The sequence below is a fragment of the Pseudomonas frederiksbergensis genome, from assembly GCF_000802155.2.
Lineage (GTDB): Bacteria > Pseudomonadota > Gammaproteobacteria > Pseudomonadales > Pseudomonadaceae > Aquipseudomonas > Aquipseudomonas frederiksbergensis_A.
On the sequence record NZ_JQGJ02000008.1, the window covers coordinates 97,036 to 122,330 of the forward strand.

26 protein-coding genes and 1 pseudogene are annotated in these 25,295 nt (G+C 61.5%); 23 read left to right on the forward strand and 4 right to left on the reverse strand.

The annotated features are described in order from the left end of the window. Nucleotides 1-138 precede the first annotated feature (138 nt). Nucleotides 139-957, reverse strand: coding sequence for a type III secretion system regulator SuhB (gene suhB, locus JZ00_RS16575; protein ID WP_039592127.1), 819 nt, complete (start codon nucleotides 955-957; stop codon nucleotides 139-141). A gap of 144 nt (nucleotides 958-1,101) precedes the next feature. Here suhB and trmJ point away from each other — a divergent pair, with 144 nt between their 5' ends. The 22 genes from trmJ (at nucleotide 1,102) to JZ00_RS16685 (ending at nucleotide 20,362) form a co-directional block, all read left to right on the forward strand. Then, complete coding sequence (trmJ, locus tag JZ00_RS16580; protein ID WP_039592126.1) at nucleotides 1,102-1,872, forward strand: tRNA (cytosine(32)/uridine(32)-2'-O)-methyltransferase TrmJ; 771 nt, start codon at nucleotides 1,102-1,104, stop codon at nucleotides 1,870-1,872. Between the two features lies 1 nt (nucleotide 1,873). Next, nucleotides 1,874-2,650 carry a serine O-acetyltransferase gene (cysE, locus tag JZ00_RS16585; protein WP_039592125.1) on the forward strand — a complete coding sequence of 259 codons (777 nt, stop codon included), beginning with the start codon at nucleotides 1,874-1,876 and terminating at the stop codon, nucleotides 2,648-2,650. Between the two features lie 267 nt (nucleotides 2,651-2,917). Beyond that, entirely contained in the window at nucleotides 2,918-3,409 is a 492-nt protein-coding gene (gene iscR / locus JZ00_RS16590) for a Fe-S cluster assembly transcriptional regulator IscR (protein ID WP_039592124.1), read from the forward strand. Between the two features lie 50 nt (nucleotides 3,410-3,459). Then, on the forward strand, nucleotides 3,460-4,674 hold the full coding sequence (locus JZ00_RS16595; RefSeq protein ID WP_039592123.1) for an IscS subfamily cysteine desulfurase: 1,215 nt from the start codon (nucleotides 3,460-3,462) through the stop codon (nucleotides 4,672-4,674). A gap of 43 nt (nucleotides 4,675-4,717) precedes the next feature. Further along, nucleotides 4,718-5,104: a Fe-S cluster assembly scaffold IscU gene (iscU, locus tag JZ00_RS16600; protein ID WP_003185157.1), complete on the forward strand. Its 387-nt coding sequence runs from the start codon at nucleotides 4,718-4,720 to the stop codon at nucleotides 5,102-5,104. A gap of 24 nt (nucleotides 5,105-5,128) precedes the next feature. Next, the gene (gene iscA, locus JZ00_RS16605) at nucleotides 5,129-5,452 is read left to right on the forward strand and encodes an iron-sulfur cluster assembly protein IscA (RefSeq protein ID WP_030139597.1); all 324 of its coding nucleotides are present in this window, start codon (nucleotides 5,129-5,131) and stop codon (nucleotides 5,450-5,452) included. Between the two features lie 8 nt (nucleotides 5,453-5,460). Further along, nucleotides 5,461-5,982 carry a co-chaperone HscB gene (gene hscB / locus JZ00_RS16610; RefSeq protein ID WP_039592122.1) on the forward strand — a complete coding sequence of 174 codons (522 nt, stop codon included), beginning with the start codon at nucleotides 5,461-5,463 and terminating at the stop codon, nucleotides 5,980-5,982. Nucleotides 5,983-6,032: 50 nt separating this feature from the next. After that, nucleotides 6,033-7,895, forward strand: a complete 1,863-nt coding sequence (hscA, locus tag JZ00_RS16615; protein ID WP_039592121.1) for a Fe-S protein assembly chaperone HscA — start codon at nucleotides 6,033-6,035, stop codon at nucleotides 7,893-7,895. 3 nt (nucleotides 7,896-7,898) lie between these two features. After that, nucleotides 7,899-8,240, forward strand: coding sequence for an ISC system 2Fe-2S type ferredoxin (gene fdx / locus JZ00_RS16620; protein ID WP_039592120.1), 342 nt, complete (start codon nucleotides 7,899-7,901; stop codon nucleotides 8,238-8,240). Nucleotides 8,241-8,253: 13 nt separating this feature from the next. Then, on the forward strand, nucleotides 8,254-8,454 hold the full coding sequence (iscX, locus tag JZ00_RS16625; protein ID WP_039592119.1) for a Fe-S cluster assembly protein IscX: 201 nt from the start codon (nucleotides 8,254-8,256) through the stop codon (nucleotides 8,452-8,454). An 88-nt stretch (nucleotides 8,455-8,542) separates the two neighbouring features. Further along, nucleotides 8,543-8,968 (forward strand): nucleoside-diphosphate kinase, encoded by a 426-nt coding sequence (gene ndk, locus JZ00_RS16630; protein ID WP_030139592.1) that lies wholly within the window; start codon nucleotides 8,543-8,545, stop codon nucleotides 8,966-8,968. Between the two features lie 28 nt (nucleotides 8,969-8,996). Continuing rightward, on the forward strand, nucleotides 8,997-10,145 hold the full coding sequence (rlmN, locus tag JZ00_RS16635) for a dual-specificity RNA methyltransferase RlmN (RefSeq protein WP_039592116.1): 1,149 nt from the start codon (nucleotides 8,997-8,999) through the stop codon (nucleotides 10,143-10,145). A gap of 12 nt (nucleotides 10,146-10,157) precedes the next feature. Further along, nucleotides 10,158-10,916 carry a type IV pilus biogenesis/stability protein PilW gene (gene pilW / locus JZ00_RS16640; RefSeq protein WP_039592115.1) on the forward strand — a complete coding sequence of 253 codons (759 nt, stop codon included), beginning with the start codon at nucleotides 10,158-10,160 and terminating at the stop codon, nucleotides 10,914-10,916. After that, the gene (locus JZ00_RS16645; protein WP_039592114.1) at nucleotides 10,916-11,950 is read left to right on the forward strand and encodes a RodZ domain-containing protein; all 1,035 of its coding nucleotides are present in this window, start codon (nucleotides 10,916-10,918) and stop codon (nucleotides 11,948-11,950) included. The genes pilW and JZ00_RS16645 overlap by 1 nt, the downstream gene beginning before the upstream one ends. 3 nt (nucleotides 11,951-11,953) lie before the next feature. Then, complete coding sequence (gene ispG / locus JZ00_RS16650) at nucleotides 11,954-13,063, forward strand: flavodoxin-dependent (E)-4-hydroxy-3-methylbut-2-enyl-diphosphate synthase (RefSeq protein WP_003185136.1); 1,110 nt, start codon at nucleotides 11,954-11,956, stop codon at nucleotides 13,061-13,063. A gap of 22 nt (nucleotides 13,064-13,085) precedes the next feature. Continuing rightward, the gene (hisS, locus tag JZ00_RS16655; protein WP_039592113.1) at nucleotides 13,086-14,375 is read left to right on the forward strand and encodes a histidine--tRNA ligase; all 1,290 of its coding nucleotides are present in this window, start codon (nucleotides 13,086-13,088) and stop codon (nucleotides 14,373-14,375) included. A 40-nt stretch (nucleotides 14,376-14,415) separates the two neighbouring features. Then, nucleotides 14,416-15,057 (forward strand): tetratricopeptide repeat protein, encoded by a 642-nt coding sequence (locus tag JZ00_RS16660; RefSeq protein ID WP_039592112.1) that lies wholly within the window; start codon nucleotides 14,416-14,418, stop codon nucleotides 15,055-15,057. After that, nucleotides 15,050-16,201, forward strand: a complete 1,152-nt coding sequence (gene bamB / locus JZ00_RS16665) for an outer membrane protein assembly factor BamB (RefSeq protein ID WP_039592111.1) — start codon at nucleotides 15,050-15,052, stop codon at nucleotides 16,199-16,201. Before JZ00_RS16660 ends, bamB begins: the two co-directional genes overlap by 8 nt. Nucleotides 16,202-16,334: 133 nt before the next feature. Beyond that, on the forward strand, nucleotides 16,335-17,807 hold the full coding sequence (gene der, locus JZ00_RS16670; RefSeq protein ID WP_039592110.1) for a ribosome biogenesis GTPase Der: 1,473 nt from the start codon (nucleotides 16,335-16,337) through the stop codon (nucleotides 17,805-17,807). Between the two features lie 140 nt (nucleotides 17,808-17,947). Next, nucleotides 17,948-19,096, forward strand: a complete 1,149-nt coding sequence (locus JZ00_RS16675; protein WP_039592109.1) for a pyridoxal phosphate-dependent aminotransferase — start codon at nucleotides 17,948-17,950, stop codon at nucleotides 19,094-19,096. After that, nucleotides 19,084-19,878 (forward strand): amidohydrolase, encoded by a 795-nt coding sequence (locus tag JZ00_RS16680; protein WP_039592108.1) that lies wholly within the window; start codon nucleotides 19,084-19,086, stop codon nucleotides 19,876-19,878. The genes JZ00_RS16675 and JZ00_RS16680 overlap by 13 nt, the downstream gene beginning before the upstream one ends. Nucleotides 19,879-19,942: 64 nt before the next feature. Then, complete coding sequence (locus JZ00_RS16685) at nucleotides 19,943-20,362, forward strand: hypothetical protein (protein ID WP_039592106.1); 420 nt, start codon at nucleotides 19,943-19,945, stop codon at nucleotides 20,360-20,362. 204 nt (nucleotides 20,363-20,566) lie between these two features. On the opposite strand, the gene leuA is transcribed toward JZ00_RS16685, so the two are convergent. The 3 genes from leuA to xseA all read right to left on the reverse strand — a co-directional run bounded on the left by leuA (nucleotide 20,567) and on the right by xseA (nucleotide 24,804). Then, entirely contained in the window at nucleotides 20,567-22,246 is a 1,680-nt protein-coding gene (leuA, locus tag JZ00_RS16690) for a 2-isopropylmalate synthase (RefSeq protein ID WP_039592105.1), read from the reverse strand. A gap of 353 nt (nucleotides 22,247-22,599) precedes the next feature. Continuing rightward, the gene (locus JZ00_RS16695) at nucleotides 22,600-23,421 is read right to left on the reverse strand and encodes a peptidoglycan DD-metalloendopeptidase family protein (RefSeq protein ID WP_039592103.1); all 822 of its coding nucleotides are present in this window, start codon (nucleotides 23,419-23,421) and stop codon (nucleotides 22,600-22,602) included. Nucleotides 23,422-23,424: 3 nt separating this feature from the next. Continuing rightward, entirely contained in the window at nucleotides 23,425-24,804 is a 1,380-nt protein-coding gene (gene xseA, locus JZ00_RS16700) for an exodeoxyribonuclease VII large subunit (RefSeq protein ID WP_039592102.1), read from the reverse strand. A gap of 186 nt (nucleotides 24,805-24,990) precedes the next feature. Here xseA and JZ00_RS16705 point away from each other — a divergent pair. Beyond that, nucleotides 24,991-25,245: pseudogene (locus JZ00_RS16705) on the forward strand (sulfite exporter TauE/SafE family protein); the annotation flags it as partial. Between the last annotated feature and the right edge of the window lie 50 nt (nucleotides 25,246-25,295).

The following is a 25,295-nucleotide window of genomic DNA, read 5'->3' on the forward strand; positions in this document are numbered from 1 at the left end:
CGGTCGCTGCGCACTGGAGCGCCAGCCCGGCCGTGCGGGAGCAAGCTCCCTTGCCACGGAGTGTTCATATCTGAACTGAGTGATTTCAACAGCATAAAAAAAGCACCCCGAAAGGTGCTTTTTCTGTAGCCGAGCTGCTTAGCGCTTCAGCGAAGCCGGCAGGTGCGGCTGGATGGCGGTGAGCACAGCCTTGAAGCATTTGGTGTTGCCGGCAACGATGTGGCCTTTTTCAAGGAAGTCGTGGCCACCGGTGAAGTCGCTCACCAAACCGCCGGCTTCCTGGATCAGAAGTGCGCCCGCAGCCATGTCCCACTCGGACAGGCCCGACTCCCAGAATGCATCGAAACGGCCAGCGGCCACGTAGGCCAGGTCCAGGCTGGCAGCACCGGCGCGGCGGATGCCGGCGGTCTGGCCGACCAGGGCGCGGAACATGCCCAGGTAGTTGTCCAGGTTGTCCATCTGGTCGTCACGGAACGGGAAACCGGTACCCAGCAAGGCGCCGTCCAGGCTGGTGCGGCCGCTGACGCGCAGGCGACGACCATTCAACTGGGCGCCACGGCCACGGCTGGCGGTGAATTCTTCCTGGCGAACCGGGTCCAGCACGACGGCGTGCTCCAGTCGGCCGCGGTATTTGCAGGCGATGCTGACCGCGAAGTGAGGAATGCCACGCAGGAAGTTGGTGGTGCCGTCCAGCGGATCGATGATCCACAGGTACTCTTCTCCTTCGATGCCGGTACCGGCGTGCATGCCAGTCTCTTCGCCGCGGATCGAGTGGTTAGGGTAAGCCTTGCGCAGGGCGTCGACGATTTTCTGTTCGGCGGCGCGATCCACCTCGGACACGTAGTCCTTGGCGTCTTTTTCATCGACCTTGATGGTATCCAGGCGCTCGATGGAGCGGAAGATCAGTTCACTGGCGCTGCGGGCGGCGCGCAGCGCGATATTCAGCATGGGCTGCATGGATGTGTCACCTAAGGTTGTTAAAGAAAGCCGCGCATTCTATCAGAAAGTTTTCTCAGGAGAAGGTTGGTGTTCGCTTTCATAGCTTAACGGTAGGTGCTTAGGTAAGATTTGCTCCCTTTTAAGTGTTCGAGAGCGCCTCCCTTGTTGCAGAACATTCGTGTCGTCCTGGTCAATACCAGCCATCCGGGAAACATCGGCGGAGCTGCGCGGGCCATGAAGAACATGGGCCTGTCGCGGCTGGTGCTGGTCGAGCCCCGTTCGTTTCCTCATCACGAAGCCGATGCCCGGGCATCCGGCGCCAATGACATCCTGGCCAATGCCGAAGTAGTCGCCACGTTGGAAGACGCCCTGGTGGGATGCAACCTGGTGCTCGGCACCAGTGCTCGCGATCGTCGTATCCCCTGGCCGCTGCTCGATCCCCGCGAATGCGGCACCAAAGTCATCGAGGAAGCCGGGCAGGGCGTGCAGATCGCCCTGGTGTTCGGCCGTGAAGATTCCGGCCTTACCAATGAAGAGCTGCAGCGATGTCATTATCACGTGCATATCCCTTCCGACCCCGGATTCAGCTCGCTGAACCTCGGGGCGGCGGTGCAGGTGTTGAGCTACGAAGTGCGCATGGCCTGGCTGCAAGCCGAAGGCCAGCCCAGCAAGGTTGAAAAGTTCGAGGCAACGTCGCCGCGCAGTGAGACACTGGCGACCATGGATGAACTGGAGCGATTCTATGAACACCTGGAACAGACCCTGGTGGACATCGAATTCCTCGACCCGGAAAAGCCTCGGCACTTGATGGCGCGCCTGCGTCGGTTGTACGGACGAAGCTCGGTGAGCCGGGCGGAAATGAATATATTGCGCGGCATCCTCACGGAAACCCAGAAAGCGGCCCGTGGCGAGCTGATTAAGCGGAAGGAATAAAATGTTCGAACGTTTGCGTGAAGATATCCAGAGCGTCTTCCATCGTGACCCGGCGGCGCGCAATGCCTTTGAAGTGCTGACCTGCTACCCGGGCATGCATGCCATCTGGATCCATCGCCTGTCCGGCGCCTTGTGGAATATGGGCTGGAAGTGGCTGGCGCGGCTGGTCTCGAACTTCGGGCGCTGGCTGACCGGGATCGAGATCCATCCAGGCGCCAAGGTCGGTCGCCGGTTTTTCATCGACCACGGCATGGGCATTGTCATCGGCGAGACCGCCGAGATCGGCGATGACGTGACGCTGTACCAAGGCGTGACCCTCGGTGGCACGAGCTGGAACAAAGGCAAGCGCCACCCAACCCTTGGAGACGGTGTGGTGGTGGGTGCTGGCGCCAAGGTGCTCGGGCCGTTCACGGTCGGGGCGGGGGCGAAAGTCGGCTCGAATGCCGTGGTGACCAAGGCCGTGCCTCCCGGCGCGACCGTGGTGGGCATTCCGGGACGGATCATCGTCAAGTCGGATGAAGAGCAGGACGCCCGGCGCAAGGCCATGGCCGAGAAGATCGGCTTCGACGCCTACGGTGTTGGTGAAGACATGCCCGACCCGGTGGCCCGTGCCATCAATCAATTGCTTGATCACCTGCAAGCGGTGGACGGGCGTCTGGAGGGGATGTGCGGCGCCCTGAAGGAGTTGGGAAGTAATTATTGTGCCAAGGACTTGCCTGAGCTGCGCGAAGAGGATTTCGCGTGTGTGAAGGACAAGGATGAGACTCAGGCCAGCTGAAACCCTGCCGGCCCCTTCGCGAGCAAGCCTGCTCCCACATTGGATCTGAGTCGTACATGAGTTATGTGCTCGCCAGAGATTCCTGTGGGAGCGGGCTTGCTCGCGAATAACGATCACGCGGTATCGCTGGTTGTTAGCCGCCTACCTTTGCTATCATGCGCGCGCTCTTTTGCGGGTAAACCCGAGTAAAGCACTAGGTCTTATACTTGACTTAAATACTCGGGAATTGCATACTCGCCCCCATTCCGAACTCCGTGGTAATTGTCCATGCGACTGACTACAAAAGGCCGATACGCCGTGACCGCGATGCTGGATCTGGCATTGCATGCGCAGCACGGGCCGGTGTCCCTGGCCGATATCTCCGAGCGCCAGGGCATTTCCCTGTCTTATCTCGAACAGCTGTTTGCCAAGCTGCGCCGCAGCAACCTGGTTTCCAGCGTTCGTGGCCCCGGTGGCGGCTACCAGCTGTCGCGCGAGATGCAAGGCATCCAGGTGGCCCAGGTGATCGATGCCGTGAACGAATCGGTCGATGCGACCAAATGCCAGGGGCTGGGCGATTGCCATGGCGGCGATACTTGCCTGACCCACCATCTGTGGTGCGACTTGAGCCTGCAGATCCACGAATTTCTGAGCGGTATCAGCTTGGCCGACCTTGTCACTCGCCGTGAGGTACAAGAAGTCGCCCAGCGTCAGGACCAGCGCCGTTGCAATAGCAAGTCGCTGCACCTGGACAAGATTGAAGCGTCCGCCGTCGAATGACCGCCGCAGAGCACGCGGAACGCCAGCCAGCCTGATTTAGGAGAGAGTCCATGAAATTGCCGATTTACCTTGATTACTCAGCGACCACCCCGGTTGATCCGCGTGTTGCGCAAAAGATGAGTGAATGCCTGCTGGTCGACGGAAACTTCGGTAACCCGGCATCCCGTTCCCACGTGTTCGGCTGGAAGGCCGAAGAGTCGGTCGAAAACGCCCGTCGCCAAGTCGCCGACCTGGTCAACGCCGACCCGCGCGAGATCGTCTGGACCTCCGGTGCCACCGAGTCCGACAACCTGGCCATCAAGGGTGTCGCGCATTTCTACCACACCAAGGGCAAGCACCTGATCACCTCCAAGATCGAGCACAAGGCTGTCCTGGACACCATGCGCCAACTGGAGCGTGAAGGCTTCGAAGTCACCTACATCGAGCCAGGTGAAGACGGCATCATCTCCCCGGCCATGGTCGAAGCCGCCCTGCGCGACGACACCATCCTGGTGTCGATCATGCACGTGAACAACGAAATCGGTACCGTCAACGACATCGCGGCCATCGGCGAACTGACCCGCTCCAAGGGCATCCTGTTCCACGTCGACGCAGCCCAGTCCACCGGCAAGGTCGACATCGACCTGTCCAAGCTGAAAGTCGACCTGATGTCGTTCTCCGCCCACAAGACCTATGGTCCTAAAGGCATCGGCGCGCTGTACGTCAGCCGCAAGCCGCGTGTTCGCCTCGAAGCGACCATGCACGGCGGCGGTCACGAGCGTGGCATGCGTTCCGGCACCCTGGCGACCCACCAGATCGTCGGCATGGGCGAAGCGTTCCGCGTAGCCAAGGAAGACATGGCCGCCGAGAACGTACGCATCAAGGCCCTGAGCGACCGTTTCTTCAAGCAGGTCGAGCACCTCGAAGAACTCTACGTCAACGGCAGCATGACCGCCCGCGTACCGCACAACCTGAACCTAAGCTTCAACTACGTTGAAGGCGAGTCGCTGATCATGGCGCTCAAGGATCTGGCCGTGTCGTCCGGTTCGGCGTGCACCTCGGCATCGCTGGAACCTTCGTACGTACTGCGCGCCCTGGGCCGCAACGACGAACTGGCCCACAGCTCCATCCGCTTCACCTTCGGCCGTTTCACCACCGAAGAAGAAATCGATTACGCCGCGCAGAAAGTCTGCGAGGCCGTTACCAAGCTGCGCGCTCTTTCGCCGCTGTGGGACATGTACAAAGACGGCGTCGACATCTCGAAAATCGAATGGGCGGCGCACTGAGAAGTCGCCACCAGAGCGGCTCCACTGATGAGGATTGAAGCAAATGGCATATAGCGAAAAGGTCATCGACCACTACGAGAACCCGCGCAACGTCGGCAAGATGGACGCGCAGGATCCTGACGTCGGCACCGGCATGGTCGGCGCCCCGGCATGCGGCGACGTGATGCGCCTGCAGATCAAGGTCAACGAACAAGGCATCATCGAAGACGCCAAGTTCAAGACCTACGGCTGCGGTTCCGCCATCGCGTCCAGCTCCCTGGCCACCGAGTGGATGAAGGGCAAGACCCTCGACGAAGCCGAAACCATCAAGAACACCCAGCTGGCCGAAGAACTGGCCTTGCCGCCAGTGAAAATCCACTGCTCGGTACTCGCTGAAGACGCCATCAAGGCCGCCGTTCGCGACTACAAGCAGAAGAAAGGCTTGATCTGATCCGCGTTACGGTAAGGAGTTTCCATGGCTATCCAGATGACAGAAGCGGCAGCTAAACATGTGCAGCGTTCCCTCGCGGGACGCGGCAAGGGCGAGGGTATCCGCCTGGGTGTTCGCACCACGGGCTGCTCTGGCCTCGCCTACGTGCTGGAATTCGTCGACGAAGTGGGCGAAGACGACCAGGTATTCGAGAGTCATGGTCAGAAAGTGATCATCGACCCGAAGAGCCTGACGTACCTGGACGGCACCGAGCTGGATTTCGTCAAGGAAGGGTTGAACGAAGGCTTCAAGTTCAACAATCCCAACGTGCGCGGTGAATGTGGCTGCGGCGAAAGCTTCAACATCTGAGGCGGCTCGTGGGTACTCCTTGTCATTTTGCATTGTTCCAGTTGCAGCCTGCTTTCCAGCTGGACCTGGACCAATTGTCCGCGCGTTATCTGGAACTGGCCCGTGGTGTCCATCCCGACCGCTTTGCCGATGCCTCCGAGGCGGAGCAGCGGCGGGCGCTCGAGCAGTCGGCGAACCTCAACGAGGCCTACCAGACGCTCAAGAACCCGGCCAAGCGCGCGCGCTACCTGCTCGCCATCAGCGGTCATGAGCTGCCCCTGGAAGTTACGGTGCACGACCCTGAGTTCCTGTTGCAGCAGATGCAATGGCGCGAAGAGCTTGAAGATCTGCAGGACAGCGCCGACCTGGCCGGTGTCGCGGTATTCAAGCGTCGCCTGAAGGATGCCCAGCAAGCACTCAACGAAAGCTTCGCAGCCTGTTGGAACGATGCCGCGCAACGCGAACAGGCCGAACGGCTGATGCGGCGCATGCAGTTCCTCGACAAGCTCACCCACGAAGTGCGCCAGCTAGAAGAGCGCCTCGACGATTAACCCAGTGCCGCTCCGGTCGCACGCCTGATTACAGATAAGACCTGATTACGATGGCCCTACTGCAGATCGCCGAACCCGGCCAAAGTCCACAACCGCACCAGCGTCGCCTGGCTGTCGGGATCGACTTGGGTACCACCAATTCCCTGGTCGCTGCCTTGCGCAGCGGTCTTTCCGAACCGCTGGCCGACGAGCAGGGGCGGGTGATCCTGCCATCCGCCGTGCGTTATCACGCCGAGCGCGTCGAAGTCGGCGAGTCGGCCAAGCTGGCCGCCGCCACTGATCCGTTGAATACCATTGTCTCGGTCAAGCGCCTGATGGGTCGTGGTCTGTCCGACGTCAAGCAATTGGGCGAGCAACTGCCGTACCGCTTCGTCGGTGGCGAATCCCACATGCCGTTCATCGAGACGGTGCAGGGCCCGAAAAGCCCGGTAGAAGTGTCTGCCGATATCCTCAAGGTGCTGCGCCAGCGCGCCGAAGCCGCGTTGGGTGGTGAACTGGTGGGAGCGGTCATCACCGTGCCGGCCTATTTCGACGATGCCCAGCGCCAAGCCACCAAGGACGCCGCCAAGCTGGCCGGCCTGAACGTGCTGCGCTTGCTCAACGAGCCGACCGCCGCTGCGGTGGCGTATGGCCTGGACCAACATGCCGAAGGCCTGGTCGCCATCTATGACCTGGGCGGCGGTACCTTCGACATTTCAATCCTGCGCCTGACCGGCGGTGTCTTCGAAGTGCTTGCTACCGGCGGCGACAGCGCCCTGGGCGGCGATGACTTCGACCACGCCATCGCTGGCTGGATCATCGAGCAGGCGGGCCTCTGCGCCGACCTCGACCCGGGTGCGCAACGCCATTTGCTGCAAACCGCCTGCGCCGCCAAGGAAGCCCTGACCGACGCCGCGTCCGTCGAAGTCGCTTATGGCGACTGGAGCGCCACCCTGACCCGCGACGCTTTCAATGCACTGATCGAACCCATGGTCGCCCGCAGCCTCAAGGCTTGCCGCCGTGCCGTGCGCGATTCGGGTGTTGAGTTGGAAGACGTGAAAGCGGTGGTCATGGTCGGCGGTTCGACCCGCGTGCCTCGGGTTCGCGAAGCTGTTGCCGAGGCCTTTGGTCGCCAGCCGCTGACCGAAATCGACCCGGACCAAGTGGTCGCCATCGGCGCCGCGATCCAGGCCGATACCCTGGCCGGCAACAAGCGCGACGGCGGCGAGCTGCTGTTGCTCGACGTGATTCCGTTGTCCCTGGGGCTGGAAACCATGGGCGGCCTGATGGAGAAGGTGATTCCGCGCAACACCACCATCCCCGTTGCCCGCGCCCAAGACTTCACCACTTATAAAGACGGCCAGTCGGCCATGATGATCCACGTGCTGCAAGGCGAGCGTGAATTGATCAGCGACTGCCGTTCCCTGGCTCGCTTCGAACTGCGCGGCATCCCTGCGATGGTCGCCGGTGCGGCGAAGATCCGCGTGACCTTCCAGGTTGATGCCGACGGTCTGCTCAACGTTTCCGCTCGTGAACTGGGTTCGGGCGTGGAAGCGAGCATCCAGGTCAAGCCGTCCTACGGCCTGACTGACGGCGAAATCGCCAAGATGCTCAAGGATTCCTTCCAGCACGCCAGCGATGACAAAGTCGCCCGTGTACTGCGCGAGCAACAGGTCGACGGCCAGCGCCTGGTCGAAGCCGTGCAAGCCGCCCTCGAAGCCGACGGCGAGCGCTTGCTCGACGCGGAAGAGCGCATGGTCATCGAAATGCAGATGCAAGAACTCTCCGAATTGATCAAAGGCACCGATGGTTATGCCATCGAGCAACAGACCAAGCGTCTGTCGCAGGTCACCGATGCCTTTGCTGCCCGCCGCCTGGACTCGACGGTGAAAGCCGCCCTGGCGGGGCGCAACCTGAATGAAATCGAGGAATAACTGATGCCGCAGGTGATTTTTCTGCCCCACGAGAAGTTCTGTCCCGAGGGCATGGTCGTGGAGGCTGAGCCGGGAATTTCCATTCTCGAGCTGGCCCATGAGCACCATATCGAGATAGAGAGTGCCTGTGGCGGCGTCTGTGCCTGCACCACGTGCCATTGCATCATTCGTGAGGGCTTCGATTCGCTGGAAGAGGCTGACGAGTTGGAAGAAGACTTCCTCGATCGGGCCTGGGGCCTTGAGGCACAATCGCGTCTGAGCTGCCAAGCCATCGTCGGCACCGAAGACCTGACCGTCGAAATCCCGAAATATTCGCTTAACCATGCGGCCGAAGCGCCGCACTGATGGTGATACTGTCATGAGCTATGGTTGGACTGATGTACAACGCATCGCAGAAGAACTGGCCGAAGCCAAGCCGGACGTGGATCCGAAGGCTGTGAATTTTGTCGATTTGCAGCGCTGGATCATGGAACTACCCGATTTCGACAACACCTCTGGCCGTTGTGGCGAGAAGGTCCTGGAGGCTGTCCAGCAGCTCTGGATCGAAGAAATCGACTGATCGACCCGGCAGGTTAGGCAATACCCCTGAACCCGCGTATAATTCGCGGGTTTAATTTTTCGCAAATTACCGTTTCTGGAGTTACACCATGGCTGTTCAACGTACTTTCTCCATCATCAAGCCTGACGCCGTTGCTAAAAACGTGATCGGCAAGATCGTTACCCGCTTCGAAGACGCTGGCCTGCGCGTTGTAGCTTCGAAAATGAAGCAACTGTCCAAAGCCGAAGCCGAAGGCTTCTACGCTGAGCACAGCGAGCGCGGTTTCTTCGGTGAGCTGGTTGCCTTCATGACCTCCGGTCCGGTTGTCGTTCAGGTGCTGGAAGGCGAAAACGCCATCGCTCGCAACCGTGAGCTGATGGGCGCTACCAACCCTAAAGAAGCTGCTCCTGGCACCATCCGTGCTGACTTCGCTGAATCCATCGACGCCAACGCCGTCCACGGTTCGGACTCCGAAGCCGCCGCTGCTCGCGAAATCGCTTACTTTTTCTCCGCTACTGAAGTAACCACTCGCTAAGCCCAGGCTTTTGAGTGAAGGTGAATCCATGACTACATCGAACGGCAAAACCAACCTGTTGGGTCTGACCCAGCCGGAAATGGAGAAATTCTTCGACTCGATCGGGGAGAAGCGTTTCCGTGCCGGCCAGGTGATGAAATGGATTCACCACTTTGGCGTCGACGACTTCGACGCCATGACGAATGTCGGCAAGGCCCTGCGCGAAAAGCTCAAGGCTGTTGCCGAGATTCGCGGCCCCGAAGTGGTCAGCCAGGACATTTCCAGCGACGGCACCCGCAAATGGGTGGTGCGCGTGGCGTCCGGCAGCTGCGTCGAGACCGTCTACATTCCCCAGGGCAAGCGCGGCACGTTGTGCGTTTCGTCCCAGGCAGGCTGTGCCCTGGATTGCAGTTTCTGCTCCACCGGCAAGCAAGGCTTCAACAGCAACCTCACCGCCGCCGAAGTGATCGGCCAGGTGTGGATTGCCAACAAATCCTTTGGCAGCGTCCCGGCGACCGTCGACCGTGCCATCACCAACGTGGTGATGATGGGCATGGGTGAGCCGCTGCTGAACTTCGACAACGTCGTTTCCGCCATGCACTTGATGATGGACGACCTGGGCTACGGCATCTCCAAGCGCCGCGTGACCCTGTCCACCTCGGGCGTGGTGCCGATGATCGATGAGCTGGCCAAGCACATCGACGTCTCCCTGGCGTTGTCGCTGCACGCACCCAATGACGCATTGCGTAACCAATTGGTGCCGATCAACAAGAAATACCCGCTTAAGATGCTGCTTGAGTCGTGCCAGCGCTACATGTCGTCCCTGGGCGAAAAGCGCGTGCTGACCATCGAGTACACCCTGCTCAAGGATGTGAACGACAAGGTTGAACATGCAGTCGAGATGATCGAGTTGCTCAAGAATATCCCGTGCAAGATCAACCTGATCCCATTCAACCCGTTCCCGCATTCCGGTTACGAGCGTCCGAGCAACAACGCGATTCGTCGCTTCCAGGATCAGCTTCACCACGCTGGCTTCAACGTCACCGTGCGCACCACCCGCGGCGAAGACATCGACGCCGCTTGTGGCCAATTGGTAGGACAGGTGCTGGATCGCACCCGTCGCAGCGAACGCTACATTGCCGTGCGCGAATTGAACGCCGCCGACGACGTCGCGCAGACCGCTGCGAACAGTCACTAAGAGAGGAACTCTATGTCCCTGCGCTTTGCGCTGCTATTGCTGTTGGCCGGACTCTGCTCCGGTTGTGTCCTGTCGGGCGACTACAACCCGATGAAGACCAGCAAGGGGCGCGACGAGGCGCGTGAAGCCTATGTGCAGTTGGGCATTGGCTATCTGCAGCAGGGCATGACCGAAAGGGCCAAGGTGCCCCTCAAGAAAGCCCTGGAACTGGACAGTTCCGACGCCGATGCCAACGCGGCATTGGCCCTGGTGTTCCAGGCGGAGCTGGAGCCGGAACTGGCTGACGAGCATTTTCGCAAGGCGTTGTCCGCCCGCCCGCAAGATGCGCGGATCCTCAACAACTACGGCAGTTTTCTCTACGAACAGGCCCGCTACAAGGACGCCTACGAACGTTTCGAGCAAGCGGCCGCCGATACCCTTTACCCCGAACGTTCACGGGTATTTGAAAATCTCGGCATGACCGCCGTGAAACTCGGCCAGCGCGACCTGGCCCGCCAGCAGCTTGAAAAGGCGCTGCGGCTCAATCGCCAACAACCGCGTGCGTTGCTGGAAATGGCTGAGTTGTCCTACGAAGACAGGCATTATGTGCCCGCCCGTGACTATTACGAGCGTTTTAGCCTGCTCAGCGAGCAAAATGCACGTAGTCTATTGCTCGGCGTTCGGCTGGCACATGTGTTTGAAGATCGCGACAAGGCCGCAAGCTATGGCCTGCAACTCAAAAGACTTTATCCCGGTACGCCGGAATATCAGCAATACCTGTCGGAGCAATGATGAAAGCGGCGCATCCCGAAGTTGTAGCAGCGACTCGCGTAAACCCCGGTGAGACCTTGCGTCAAGCCCGCGAAAGCAATGGTTGGTCGCTGGCCGAAGTGGCCCTCAAGCTCAATCTTACCGTCACTTCGCTGAGTAACCTGGAGGCCGGCGCGTTCGACAAATTGCCAGGGCACACCTTCGCCCGGGGCTATATCCGCGCCTATGCCAAATTGCTCGGCATGGACCAGACCGTGCTGGTCCAGCAATTCGATCAATACACCGGTTCCGACGCCCAGGGCAGCAATGTGCACAGCTTGGGCCGTATCGAAGAGCCTGTGCGTGTCTCCCACACCATTTTGCGCATCGTCAGCCTGCTGCTGCTGATTGCGGTGATCGGTGGCGGTTTCGTCTGGTGGCAGGACCAGGCTTCCTTGCGCGGCAAGGAACCGGTTGTCATGAACCCTGAGCACGTCGAAGTCGAAGGCGCCGACGGCACCACCCAGATCCATCCGCTGGACGAGCCGGAAGACCAGGCCGTGGTCCAGGGCCAGGCCGAAGGCGAAACCGCCCTTGCCTTGCCGCAAGGCCCGGATAACGGCGAGGCCGATGCCGCCGCGGGCTCAGAACCTGTCGTCCCAGCCGTTCCTGCGCCAGCGCCTGCCGCGCCGACTGCACCGGCACATGCCGGTAGCACGCCAGTTGCCCCAGCCGCTCCGGCCAGTCCGGCTCCTGCCACGCCGGCGCCGACCGTAGCGGCTCCAACGGTGCCGGCAGCCCCGGCCGTTCCAACCGCTCCGGCCCCTGCGCCAGGCGACGGCCAGGTACAAATCCAGTTCACCGCCGATTGCTGGACGCAGATCACCGACGGCAACGGCAAAGTGTTGTTCAGCGGCCTCAAGCGCAAGGGCGACACCACCTCAGTCAACGGTAAGCCGCCGTTTGCCGTACGCCTGGGTTATGCCCGTGGCGCGCAGGTCAGCTACAACGGCCAGCCGGTCGACATCGCTCCGTTCACCAGTGGCGAGACCGCTCGCCTGAAGTTGGGTCAATAAGTCATGCACGGCGAATCTCCAATCAAGCGTCGCGAATCCCGGAAGATCTGGGTCGGTAACGTGCCCGTGGGCGGCGATGCGCCAATCGCTGTGCAGAGCATGACCAACAGCGACACCAATGACGTGGCCGCCACGGTCGCGCAGATCAACCGCCTGGAAGCCGCCGGTGTCGACATCGTGCGGGTATCGGTGCCGGACATGGACGCCGCCGAGGCGTTCGGCAAGATCAAGCAATTGGTCAAGGTCCCGTTGGTGGCCGATATTCATTTCGACTACCGCATTGCCTTGCGCGTGGCGGAGTTGGGTGTGGATTGCCTGCGCATCAACCCGGGCAACATCGGTCGTGAAGACCGTGTACGTGCCGTGGTGGATGCCGCCCGCGACCGGGGCATCCCGATCCGCATCGGCGTCAACGCCGGCTCCCTGGAAAAAGACCTGCAGAAAAAATACGGCGAACCGACCCCGGCGGCGCTGGTGGAATCGGCCTTGCGCCATGTGGAGCACCTCGAACGCCTGAATTTCCAGGACTTCAAGGTCAGCGTGAAGGCCTCCGACGTGTTCATGGCCGTCGAAGCCTACCGCTTGTTGGCCAAGGAAATCGTCCAGCCGCTGCACCTGGGCATCACCGAAGCCGGTGGGTTGCGTTCGGGTACGGTGAAATCCGCCGTCGGCCTCGGTATGCTGCTCGCCGAAGGGATTGGCGATACCATCCGCATCTCGTTGGCGGCTGACCCGGTCGAGGAAGTGAAAGTCGGCTACGACATTCTCAAGTCGCTGCACCTGCGTTCCCGTGGCATCAACTTCATCGCCTGCCCGAGCTGCTCGCGGCAGAACTTCGATGTGGTCAAGACCATGAACGAGCTGGAGGGGCGCCTTGAAGACCTGCTGGTGCCGCTGGATGTCGCGGTGATCGGTTGCGTGGTCAACGGGCCGGGCGAAGCCAAGGAGGCCCATATCGGCCTGACGGGCGGTACGCCGAACCTGATTTACATCGACGGCAAGCCGTCGCAGAAACTGACGAATGACAATCTGGTGGATGAGCTGGAACGGCTGATCCGCCAGAAAGCGGCCGAAAAGGTCGAAGCCGACGCAGCGGTCATCGCGCGCGGTTAAGTCGCAAGATTAAGGAATACATGTGAGCAAGTCTCTGCAAGCCATTCGTGGCATGAACGACATCCTGCCCGAGCAGACGCCCCTGTGGCGTTATTTCGAGGGCACCGTGGCGCGTTTGCTGGATAACTATGGTTATCGGCAGATTCGTATGCCAATTGTCGAATTCACCGAGCTGTTCAAGCGCTCCATCGGTGAAGTGACCGACATCGTCGAAAAAGAGATGTACACCTTCGACGACCGCAACGGCGATTCGCTGACCTTGCGCCCGGAAGGCACCGCAGCCTGCGTGCGTGCAGTGCTCGAACACGGTATCACCGGCGGCGGCCAGGTGCAGAAACTCTGGTACGTCGGCCCGATGTTCCGCCACGAACGCCCACAGAAAGGCCGTTATCGCCAGTTCCACCAGATTGGTCTCGAGGTGTTTAACCTGGAAGGGCCGGACATCGACGCCGAGCTGATCGTGATGACCTGGCGCCTGTGGGGCGAGCTGGGGCTGCGTGATGCGGTCAAGCTTGAGCTCAACAGCCTGGGCACCAGCGAATCCCGTGGTCGCTACCGTGAAGCGTTGGTGGAGTTTCTTTCCGCTCACATCGACAAGCTGGACGAAGACAGCCAGCGCCGCCTGAAGACCAACCCGTTGCGTGTGCTTGACACCAAGAACGCCGAGACCCAGGCGATCCTGGTGGACGCGCCGAAAATGGCCGACTACCTCGACGACGAGTCCCGTGCGCACTTCGAAGGGCTGAAGGCACGCCTCGACGCCGTGGGCATCCCTTACGTGATCAACCCCAAGTTGGTTCGTGGCCTGGATTACTACAGCAAGACCGTTTTCGAATGGGTCACCGACAAGCTCGGCGCCCAGGGCACCGTGTGTGCCGGCGGCCGCTACGACGGACTGGTGGAGCAGATGGGTGGCAAGCCGACCCCGGGCGTGGGCTTTGCCATGGGCATCGAGCGCCTGGTGCTGATGCTCGAAGCGCTGGATAAAGTGCCTGAAGAGCTGTCCCGTCAGGTCGACGTCTACCTGTGCGCCTTTGGCGAGGCCGCCGAACTGGCCGCCCTGGCCTTGAGCGAGCGGATCCGTGACCAGTTGCCCAACCTGCGCCTGCAGATCAACGCTGGTGCCGGCAGCTTCAAGAGCCAATTCAAGAAGGCCGACAAGAGCGGTGCGCTGTACGCATTGATCCTCGGTGACGACGAACTGGCCCAACAAGTGGTAGGTTTCAAACCCCTGCGTGGCCAGGGCGAACAACAAAGCATTGCCTGGGATGCGCTTGCTGCACACCTGGCCACCTGCGTCGTGCAGGGTTGAAGCTGTCAAACAGCCGATTTAGCGATTAAGGAGTATTGGGGTGTCGAGTACCGAAGATGAACAGCTGGCGGATTTGAAGGACTGGTGGACGCGCAATGGCAAGCCGCTGGTCACTGGCGGCCTGTTGGCGCTGGTCATCGTGTTCGGCTGGCAGGCCTACCAGAAATACCAGAGCAACCAGTCGCAAGGCGCCTCGATGCTCTATCAGCAATTGCTGGAAACCACCCTGACCCCGGACGGCAAGCCTGACGCGGCCCGCGTGGCGGACCTGGCCGGCAAGCTCAACAAGGAGTTTGGCGGCACCGCCTATGCCCAATACGGCAGCCTGTTCGTGGCCAAGGTCGCGGTGGACAGCGGCAAGCTGGATGACGCGGCCACCGAGCTGAAGGCGATCGTCGACAAGCCGGCCAACCCGACCCTGGGCGAAGTGGCGCGTCAGCGCCTGGCACAGGTCTTGGCCGCACAGAACAAGGCCGAAGACGCCTTGAAACTGCTCGACGGCGATGCCGACAAGGCGTTCCTGGCAACTCGCGAAGAACTCAAGGGCGACCTGCTGGTACAGCTGGGCCGTGCCGACGAGGCCCATGCGGCCTACCAAAAAGCCAAGGCTGCGCTGTCGGATGAAGCCGCGGTCGGTGGCCTGCAAATCAAGCTGGACGACCTGGCCAAAGGGGATGCGTGACGTGATCCGTTGGAAACATGCAGCATTGCTGGCCCTGGCCATTCTGGCCGCGGGTTGCAGCAGCAACAGCAAGAAAGAACTGCCTCCGGCCGAATTGACCGACTTCAAAGAAGAAGTCGTGTTGCAGAAGCAATGGAGCCGCTCCATCGGTGACGGCCAGGGGGAAACCTACAACATGCTGGTGCCTGCCATCGACGGCGACACCATCTATGCCGGCGACGTGACTGGCGTCGTCATGGCCATGGATCGCATGAACGGCGACGTGAAGTGGGAGAAAGATCTTGAGCTTCCTGTGTCCGGCGCCGTTGGCGTGGGTTATGGGCTGGTCATGATCGGCACGCTCAAGGGTGAGATCGTCGCCCTGGACGCGAGCAGCGGTGAAGAGAAATGGCGCGCCCGCGTAACCAGCGAAGTCCTCGCACCGCCCGCCACCAACGGCGACGTGGTGGTGGTCCAGACCCAGGATGACCGCTTGATCGGCCTGGACGCCGCCACCGGCAACCAGCGCTGGTTGTACGACAGCACCCCGGCGGTCCTGACCCTGCGCGGCACCAGCGCACCGATCGTCACCAACCGCCTCGCGGTGGCTGGCCTGTCGACCGGTAAAGTCGTGGCCCTGGACATTTCCAACGGCGTGCCGGTCTGGGAGCAGCGCGTAGCGATCCCGCAAGGTCGTTCGGAGTTGGAACGCGTGGTCGATATCGACGGCGGCTTGTTGCTGTCCGGCGGTACGCTGTACGTCGCCAGCTACCAGGGCCGCGTCGCGGCGCTTGACCTGGAAACCGGTCGTCCGTTGTGGCAGCGCGATGCGTCCAGCTACGCCGGTGTCGCCCAAGGCTTTGGCAGCGTCTACGTAAGCCTGTCCTCGGGCACCGTCGAAGGCGTTGACGAGCGTTCCACCACCGCATTGTGGAGCAACGACTCCCTGGCCCGCCGTCAACTGTCGGCCCCGGAAGTGTTCTCCAGCTACGTTGCAGTCGGTGACCTGGAAGGTTACCTGCACCTGCTCAGCCAGGTGGACGGTCGCTTCGTCGGCCGTGAGCGCATCGACAGCGACGGCCTGCGTGCCCGTCCGCTGGTGGTGGGCAGCATGATTTATGTGTATGGCAACAGCGGCAAACTGGAAGCCCTGACCATCAAGTAAGACTATGCTTGGGGCTAATCCCCCAAGCGGCCTTGTTCACGAGGCTTGCAGTGCTAGTACAGGCTGCCCCGAGCACCAGCCGCTGCCTCGCAGCGGCTTTTGTATTTTCTGAAATAACGAAGTGGAGAGCCGCATGGTTCCCGTAATCGCCCTGGTGGGCCGACCGAACGTCGGCAAGTCCACCTTGTTCAACCGCCTGACCAGGACTCGCGACGCCATCGTCGGCGACTTGTCCGGTCTGACCCGTGATCGCCAATACGGTGAGGCCAAGTGGCAAGGGCGTACCTATATTCTGGTCGACACCGGCGGCATCTCCGGTGATGAACACGGCATGGACGAAAAAATGGCCGAGCAGTCGCTGCTCGCCATCGAAGAAGCCGATGTGGTGCTGTTCCTGGTAGACGCCAAGGCCGGTTTTACCGCCGCCGACCAGATGATCGCCGAGCATCTGCGCAAGCGTAACAAGCGTTCCTACGTGGTCGCCAACAAGGTCGACAACATCGACCCGGACATGGCCCGCGCCGAGTTCGCACCGTTGGGCATGGGCCAGGCGATCCCGATTGCCGGCGCCCACGGCCGTGGCATCACCCAGATGCTGGAAATCGCCCTGGAGAGTTTCCCCAAGGACGACGCCGAAGAGCCGGAAGAGGGCGAGGAAGAAGTCGTTGCCGAAGGCGAGGAAGCCAAGCGCATTCCGGGCCCGAGCGAAAAAGACGGCATCAAGATCGCAATCATCGGCCGCCCGAACGTCGGCAAGTCGACCTTGGTCAACCGCATGCTCGGCGAAGACCGGGTCATCGTCTACGATCAGCCCGGCACCACCCGCGACAGCATCTACATTCCCTTCGAGCGTAACGAAGAGAAGTACACGCTGATCGACACCGCCGGTGTGCGCAAGCGCGGCAAGATCCACGAAGAAGTCGAAAAGTTCTCCGTGGTCAAGACGCTGCAGGCGATCAAGGACGCCAACGTGGTGATCTTCGTGATGGACGCCCGCGAGGGTGTGGTCGATCACGACCTGAACCTGCTGGGCTTTGCCCTGGAAGCCGGTCGTGCATTGGTCATCGCGATCAACAAGTGGGACGGCATGACGCCGAGCGAGCGGGACTTCGTGAAGGTCGAATTGCAGCGCCGGCTGTTCTTCGTCGACTTCGCCGACATCCACTTCATCTCGGCCTTGCACGGCACGGGCGTGGGCAATCTCTACGCTTCGGTGCAGAACTCGTTCAAGTCCGCAGTGACCCGCTGGCCGACCAACCGCCTGACCCAGATCCTCGAGGACGCCGTCGGCGAGCACGCGCCACCGATGGTCAACAACCGTCGGATCAAGCTGCGCTACGCCCACTTGGGTGGTGCCAACCCGCCGATCATCGTGATCCACGGTAACCAGATCGAGAAGGTGCCCAAGTCGTACGTTCGCTACCTGGAGAACACCTACCGTCGCGTCCTGAAGCTGGTCGGTACGCCGATTCGCATCGAGTTCAAGGGCGGCGAGAACCCGTATGAAGGCAACAAGAACACGCTCACCGACCGTCAGGTCAACAAGAAGCGTCGCTTGATGTCGCACCACAAGAAGGCCGACAAGAAGCGCCGCGACAAGCGCTGAGCCGGGATTTGTCCGGATCGCTTTTGTGGCGACAGTTGGAGAGGGTGCCCACGGGCACCCTTTTTCATGCCCGGCGATTGGGCTATCCTCGACCTCTCCCGCGCCGCACCAGAGCCGGGTGCAGACCCAGGGAAACCTCGATGATCACCAGCAAGTTGCCGAACGTCGGCATCACGATTTTCACCCAGATGTCGCAGCTCGCCGCGCAGACCGGTGCGCTGAACCTGTCCCAGGGTTTTCCCGATTTCGATGGCCCGCAAGCGCTGCGCGATGCGGTCGGCCGGCACATAGCCCAAGGCCACAACCAATATTCCCCCATGACCGGCCTGCCGGTGCTGCGGCAGCAGATTGCGGCGAAGATCGCCCGCAGCTATGGCGCCAGCGTCGATGCCGATCAGGAAGTCACCGTGACCCCTGGCGCGACCCAGGCGATTTTCTGCGCCATCGCGGCGGTGGTTAACAGCGGCGACGAAGTCATCGTCTTCGACCCGGCCTACGACAGCTACGAACCTGCCGTGCAACTGGCCGGCGGACGTTGCGTGCATGTTCAACTGGGCCTGGACGACTTCGCCATCGACTTTGAGAAACTCGGCGAAGCCCTGAGCCCGCGCACGCGAATGATCATCCTCAACACGCCGCACAACCCCAGCGGAGCCCTGATCAGCCGCGCCGAGCTGGACCAGTTGGCGGCCTTGATCCGCGACCGCGACATCTACCTGATCAGCGACGAAGTCTATGAGCACCTGGTGTTTGACGGCGTGCCCCATGTCAGCGTGCTAGCCCATGAGGAGCTGTATCGCCGCGCCTTCGTGGTCAGTTCGTTCGGCAAGACCTACCACGTCACCGGCTGGAAGACCGGTTACGTCGTGGCGCCACCGGCCCTGACGGCGGAGCTGCGCAAGGTGCATCAGTACGTCAGCTTCTGCGGCGTGACCCCGTTGCAGTTTGCGTTGGCCGATTACATGGCCGAGCATCCGGAGCACGTCGACGAGCTGCCGGACTTCTACCAGGCCAAGCGCGACCTGTTCTGCGATCTGCTGGCGCCGTCGCGGTTCAGCTACAAGCGCGTCGCCGGCACCTATTTCCAGCTGGTGGATTACTCGCAAATCCGCCCGGACCTCAATGACGTCGACATGGCGGTATGGATGACGCGCGAACATGGCGTGGCGACCATTCCGATCTCGGTCTTCTACCAGAACCCGCCAAAGGGCCAGCGCCTGGTGCGCCTGTGCTTTGCCAAGCGCGAGGAGACGCTGCGCGAAGCGGCGGAAAAACTATGCGTGATCTGAGTGCGTTGCCCAACCTGAACATTGCCTTGATCCAGACCACGCTGGCCTGGCATGACCGTCGGGCCAACCTGGAACATTTCGAGGTGCTGCTCGATCAGGCGCGTGGGGCGGACCTGATCATCCTGCCGGAAATGTTCACCACCGGTTTTTCCATGGAGTCCGAGACCCTGGCCGAGCCGGAGCACGGGCCCACCAGCCGCTGGCTCAAGGACCAGGCGGCGAAGCTGGATGCGGTGATCACCGGCAGCGTGATCGTCCAGGCCGGCGACGGCACGCATCGTAATCGCTTGCTGTGGGCACGGCCCGATGGCGAGGTGCTGCATTACGACAAGCGCCATCTGTTCCGCATGGCCGGCGAGCACAACCATTACACACCGGGTGAGCGGCAGGTGCTGTTCGAGCTCAAGGGCTGGCGGATCCGACCATTGATCTGCTACGACCTGCGTTTTCCCGCGTGGAGCCGCGACGCCGAAGACACCGATTTATTGCTGTACACCGCCAACTGGCCAGGCGCCCGGCGTCAGCATTGGAACCGCTTGCTCCCGGCGCGGGCCATCGAGAACCTGTGCTACGTGGCGGCGGTGAACCGGGTCGGCACCGACCGCAAGGGCTTTGCCTACACCGGTGACAGTCAGGTGCTGGACTTCCAGGGTGAGACGCTGCTCAGCGCCGGTGAAGCCGATGGGGTGTTTTCTGTTTCGCTGAGTGCGACGGACCTGGCGGCGTATCGCTCTCGGTTTCCGGCGAACCTGGACGCTGATCGCTTCGAGTTCACGAATTGAAACGATTCAGCCCTCAAGTAACGGTGTTGTGAGCCGATAACCGGTCAGCCAAGGAGGAGTCCCTATGACCAGCATCAGCGCAACGACCGTAAACCCTTATCCATTGTCGGCCCCCAAAGTCTCCATCCGTGGGGCCGAAGAAGAAAAAGCGGTCAGTCCAGTGGCATCGGCTGACAGCAGCGAAGACAAAGACAAGAAACTGGCAGTCGACACCAGCGGCGCGAATATCGCCGGTGCGGGTGGCAGCAGCGGCAGCGGCGATGTCATCGAACAACTGAAGAAGCAGATCGAACAGACCGAAAAGTTGCTGGCCGAACAGCAGGCCCAGCTAGCACGAGTGCAAAAAAGCCGCGCCGATGAGGAGCAGAAAGCCCAGGAAACCATGGCGATCCAGACTCAGATCATGGCGACACAAGCGACGTTGCAGACCCTGCAGGCCGCGCTGTTGCAGGCGATGACTATTTCGATCGATACCCATGCCTGACATCCCGGCCGTCTATTAGGCCCCTTCGCGAGCAAGCCCGCTCCCACAGGAGATTTCTGCCAGGCACAGAATTTGTGTCCACCGCAGATCCATTGTGGGAGCGGCTTGCTCACTAAGGGGCCGGAACAGCCAACCCAAAATCCAAGCCAAACAAAAAGGCCCTGAGGTTCACACCCCAGGGCCTTTTTGCATTTCATCGATGGATCAAGCCGCCTTGGCTTCCGGCTGGCTCAGCGAGCGGTTCAGCGCACTGAACAGTGCCTTGAAGCTCGCGGTGGTGATGTTCTCATCGATACCCACGCCATGCACCGCACGCTCGCCGTTGACCCGCAGTTCGATGTACGCCGCCGCCTTGGCATTGGTGCCGGCGCCGATCGCATGTTCGTTGTAGTCCATGATTTCCACCGGAATCGGCAGGCCGGCCACCAGCGCTTCCAGCGCGCCGTTGCCTTTGCCGCGCCAGTGCAGGTTGGTCTCGCCCTGGCCCTTGCTCGCCACTTCCACTTCCACGGCGCTGTTGCCGTTTTCTTCCTGCAGGCGATGGCTGACCAGCGCGTACGGGGTGTTGGCTTGCAGGTATTCACGCTGCAGCAGGGCATGGATCTGCTGGGCGGTCATCTCCAGGCCCAGGCGATCGGTTTCGCGCTGCACCACCTGGCTGAACTCGATCTGCATGCGACGCGGCAGGCTGATGCCGTATTCCTGTTCCAGCAGGTAGGCGATACCGCCCTTGCCCGACTGGCTGTTGACCCGAATCACCGCCTCATAGCTGCGGCCGATGTCGGCCGGGTCGATCGGCAGGTACGGCACTTCCCACAGGGTGTCCGGTTTCTGCTGGGCGAAGCCCTTGCGGATCGCATCCTGGTGCGAGCCCGAGAATGCGGTGTGAACCAGGTCGCCGACGTACGGATGACGTGGGTGCACCGGGATCTGGTTGCATTCTTCGACCACTTTGCGCACGCCATCGATGTCGGAGAAGTCCAACTCGGGGTCGATGCCCTGTGTGTAGAGGTTCAGCGCCACGGTCACCAGGTCGACGTTGCCGGTGCGTTCGCCGTTGCCGAACAGGCAGCCTTCGACACGGTCGGCGCCGGCCATCAGGCCCAGCTCGGTGGCGGCCACGCCGGTGCCACGGTCGTTGTGGGTGTGCAGGCTGATGAGCACGCTGTCACGACGGCTGATGTTGCGGTGGAACCACTCGATCTGGTCGGCGTAGATGTTCGGGGTGGCGACTTCCACGGTGGCTGGCAGGTTGAGGATCACCTTGCGCTCCGGGGTCGGGTTCCACACTTCGATCACCGCGTCGCAGACTTCCTTGGCGAATTCCAGCTCGGTGGCGCTGAACGTCTCTGGCGAATACTCGAACTGCCACTGGGTTTCCGGCTGTTGCGCGGCGTATTTGACGAACAGCTTGGCTGCGTTCACCGCGATCTCCTTCACGCCTTCCTTGTCCTGGTTGAACACGATGCGGCGGAACGACGGGCAGGTGGCGTTATAGAGGTGGACGATGGCTTTCTTGGCGCCACGCAGGGATTCGAACGTGCGGGCGATCAGGTCTTCACGGGCCTGGGTCAGCACCTGGATGGTGGTGTCGTCCGGGATGTGGCCTTCCTCGATGAGGGTGCGCACGAAGTCGAAGTCGGTCTGCGAGGCAGCCGGGAACGACGCTTCGATTTCCTTCACGCCCACCGCGACCAGGGTTTTCCAGAAGCGCAGCTTCTTGGCGGCGTCCATCGGCTCGATCAGCGACTGGTTGCCATCACGCAGGTCGGAACTGCACCAGATCGGCGCGGCGGTGATGGTCTTCGATGGCCAGGTGCGATCCGGCAGGTTGATGGTCGGGAAGGCGCGGTATTTCGAAGACGGGTCTTTGAGCATGCTCATGGGCGGAATCCTTATTGTCGTGGCCGGAAAGAGGCGGCCTGCCGGTGGTTCTAATGGGGTGGCTGATTAGCCGGGACGAGGTGCCGCGATTCAGCCCGGCAGTCGTGCGCTGACGAGGCACAGGCTGCGGTGCTGGCGAAGCTGGATGAGGGTATGAGAGGTTTTCATGCTTTCAACCCTAACCGCGTGGACGGGGGGTTGCAAGCAGTCGAAAAAAATTGAGAGAAGTTCTGCTTTTAGGCGGTCTGACGAGATTTAATCGCGTGACGATGAGGTATTTGTCGTTTTATTGCGTCGATGCTTTTCACTCGGCAATCCGTGGCGAAGAGGCCAGTAGCCTCACCGCAAACTACTCAAGGTTGGAAAGCCCCGATAAAAATCGCCGGATCCACCCGCGCATCGTTCAGGCTGATGTTCCAGTGCATGTGTGGCCCAGTCGCACGGCCCGTGGCGCCGACCTTGCCGACCACGGTGCCCCGGGCCAATTGCTGGCCGACTTTCACATCGATCTTCGACATGTGGCAGAACATGCTGATGAAGCCCTGGCCATGGTCGACGAACACGGTGTTGCCATTGAAGAAATAATTGCCGGTGAGGATCACCTTGCCGGCGGCCGGAGTCTTGATCGGCGTGCCGGCGGGCACGGCGAAGTCCAAGCCAGCGTGGGGGTTGCGCTCTTCGCCGTTAAAGAAGCGGCGCACACCGAACTTGCTCGACAGCGGGCCGTTGACCGGTTTATCCAGCAACAGGTTGCTGGGGATGTTCGGGCTGAAGCTGCGGTAGGCCTTCAATTGCACCGCCAGCTCGGCGTCGATGCGCTTGAGGTCCGCCGGGTTCGGGTTGACCTGGCGCTTGTTCTTCAGCGTGATGTGCTGCTCGGGATACTTCTTGTAGCCAACCACGAAGGGTTGGGTGCTGCCGCCGCTGCTGATCTGCTGCGTGCCGGGCTGGACCGTCAGCGGAATGCCGACAATCGCCAGCCAATTCTGCTGTTCCTTGACCACTAATACCGGTTTGCCCTGATAGGTGGCTTTGGGTGCCTGGGCCGCGCTGCCCAGGTCCACCACGGCCACGCCGCCGGGCACGGGTTTGTTCAACAGGCGGGTGATGTAACTGTCGGCATGGGCGTTGAAAGTCAGGCACAGCAACAGCAGGGGGGCGAGGAATCGCGGCATGAATCAGTCCAGTAAAGAAAGGGTGACTGGCGTCAGGTGATTGTCTTCGACCCGCACCAGCAGTTCGCCTTCGCCGAGCTTGGCGGTCAGGCGCTGGCCAGTCCGGGTTTGTCCGGCGTTGCGGATCGCATGGCCGCGTTCGTCGAGCAGGATGCTGTAGCCACGACCGAGGGTCGCCAGGGGGCTGACGATGTGCAGCGTCTGCATCTGGTTTTGTAGCTGTACGCGTCGCGTTTTAAGGCCTTCGCGCATGGCTCGGGGCAGGCGTTCGGCGAGGCTGTCGAGGCGATGACGCAACATGGCCAACTGTCGGCCCGGATGTTGTCCAGCCAGGCGCGTTTCCAGGCGGATCAGCCGTTCGCGGCGGGTATTGAGGCTGCGTTCGAAGGCCCGGCGCATGCGCATGTCCAGGTCATCGAGGCGTTGCGCCTGTTGGCGCAGGCGTTCGCCGGGATGGCGCAGGCGCCGGGTGAGGCCTTCGAGGCGCAGTTGATCGCGCATCAGGCGGTCGCGCATGCGCATCACCAATCGCCGGTGCAGGCTTTCTACCCGGCGCACCAGGTCGCCAGCATCCGGCGCCAGCAGTTCAGCGGCGGCGGAAGGTGTAGGGGCGCGCACGTCGGCAACGAAATCGCTGATGGACACGTCGGTCTCATGGCCGACGGCGCTGACGATCGGCGTGACGCAGGCGTCCACGGCCCGGGCCACGGCTTCTTCGTTGAAGCACCACAAGTCTTCCAGCGAACCGCCGCCCCGGGCCAGGATCAGCGCGTCAAAGCCACGGGCATCGGCCAGTTTCAGTGCGCGGACGATTTGCCCGGTGGCTTCGCGGCCTTGCACGGCGGTGGGAATCAACGTCAGGGAAATCTGCGGCGCGCGGCGGCGGAACACACTGATGATGTCGCGGATCACCGCGCCGGTGGGCGAACTGATGATGCCGATGCGTTGCGGATGGGCCGGCAATGGCACCTTGCGCTCGGCGCTGAACAGGCCCTCGGCGCTGAGTTTTTCCTTCAGGGCATCGAAAGCCAGGCGCAGGGCGCCATCGCCGGCCGGCTCGACGGTGTCGAGAATCAGTTGATAATCGCCACGGCCTTCGAACAGCGAGACCTTGCCACGCACCTTCACCGCCAATCCGTCCTTCAAGGCCTGGCGCACCCGCGCGGCGTTCTGCCGGAACAGTGCGCAACGCACCTGGGCGCCGCTGTCCTTGAGGGTGAAGTACACGTGGCCGGAGGCGGGGCGGGCGAGGTTGGAAATCTCGCCCTCGACCCAGATGTTGCTGAACACGTCCTCCAGCAACACCCGCGCACGGCCGTTGAGCTGGCTGACAGTCAGGACCTCGCGGTCCAGGCCCAGTCGGGCAAAGGGATCTTTAATCATGGGCGGCATGATAAGGGGATTCGCGTCTGAATCGCCATGTGTGCAAGGCAATTAGACCGAGTCGCTTGTTTCGCGACCAGACCTGCGAAGGCGATGGGCCAGTCACCACAAATGCTGGATATGCCATGACACATCTGGCTAAAGTCCCCGCTCTCCATATCAAGGAAGTGCCGGATGGATCTGTAGGCGGCGCGGGCGACCCAGAGTGCGCTGATCAGCTGCAGTACCGTGGTGCGCTTGAGTCTGTTCGTTATCGCGGGCGTGTATGCCGAGCTACCCTTGTTGGTATTGGCGCTGTGTTTGTTGCCGGCCATGGCGCTGGAGTTGTGGGTAGGGCGTCGCCTGACCATGAAGATGTCGCGCGAGGCATTCGTGCGCCTGGTCACCTGGCTGGTGCTCGCCAGTGGCCTGGCGTTGATCGGCCGCTACCTGAATGCTTGACCTGGCCCAGCCAGGGATTAAGCTGCCGGCCCTTTAGTAGATCTGCCAGG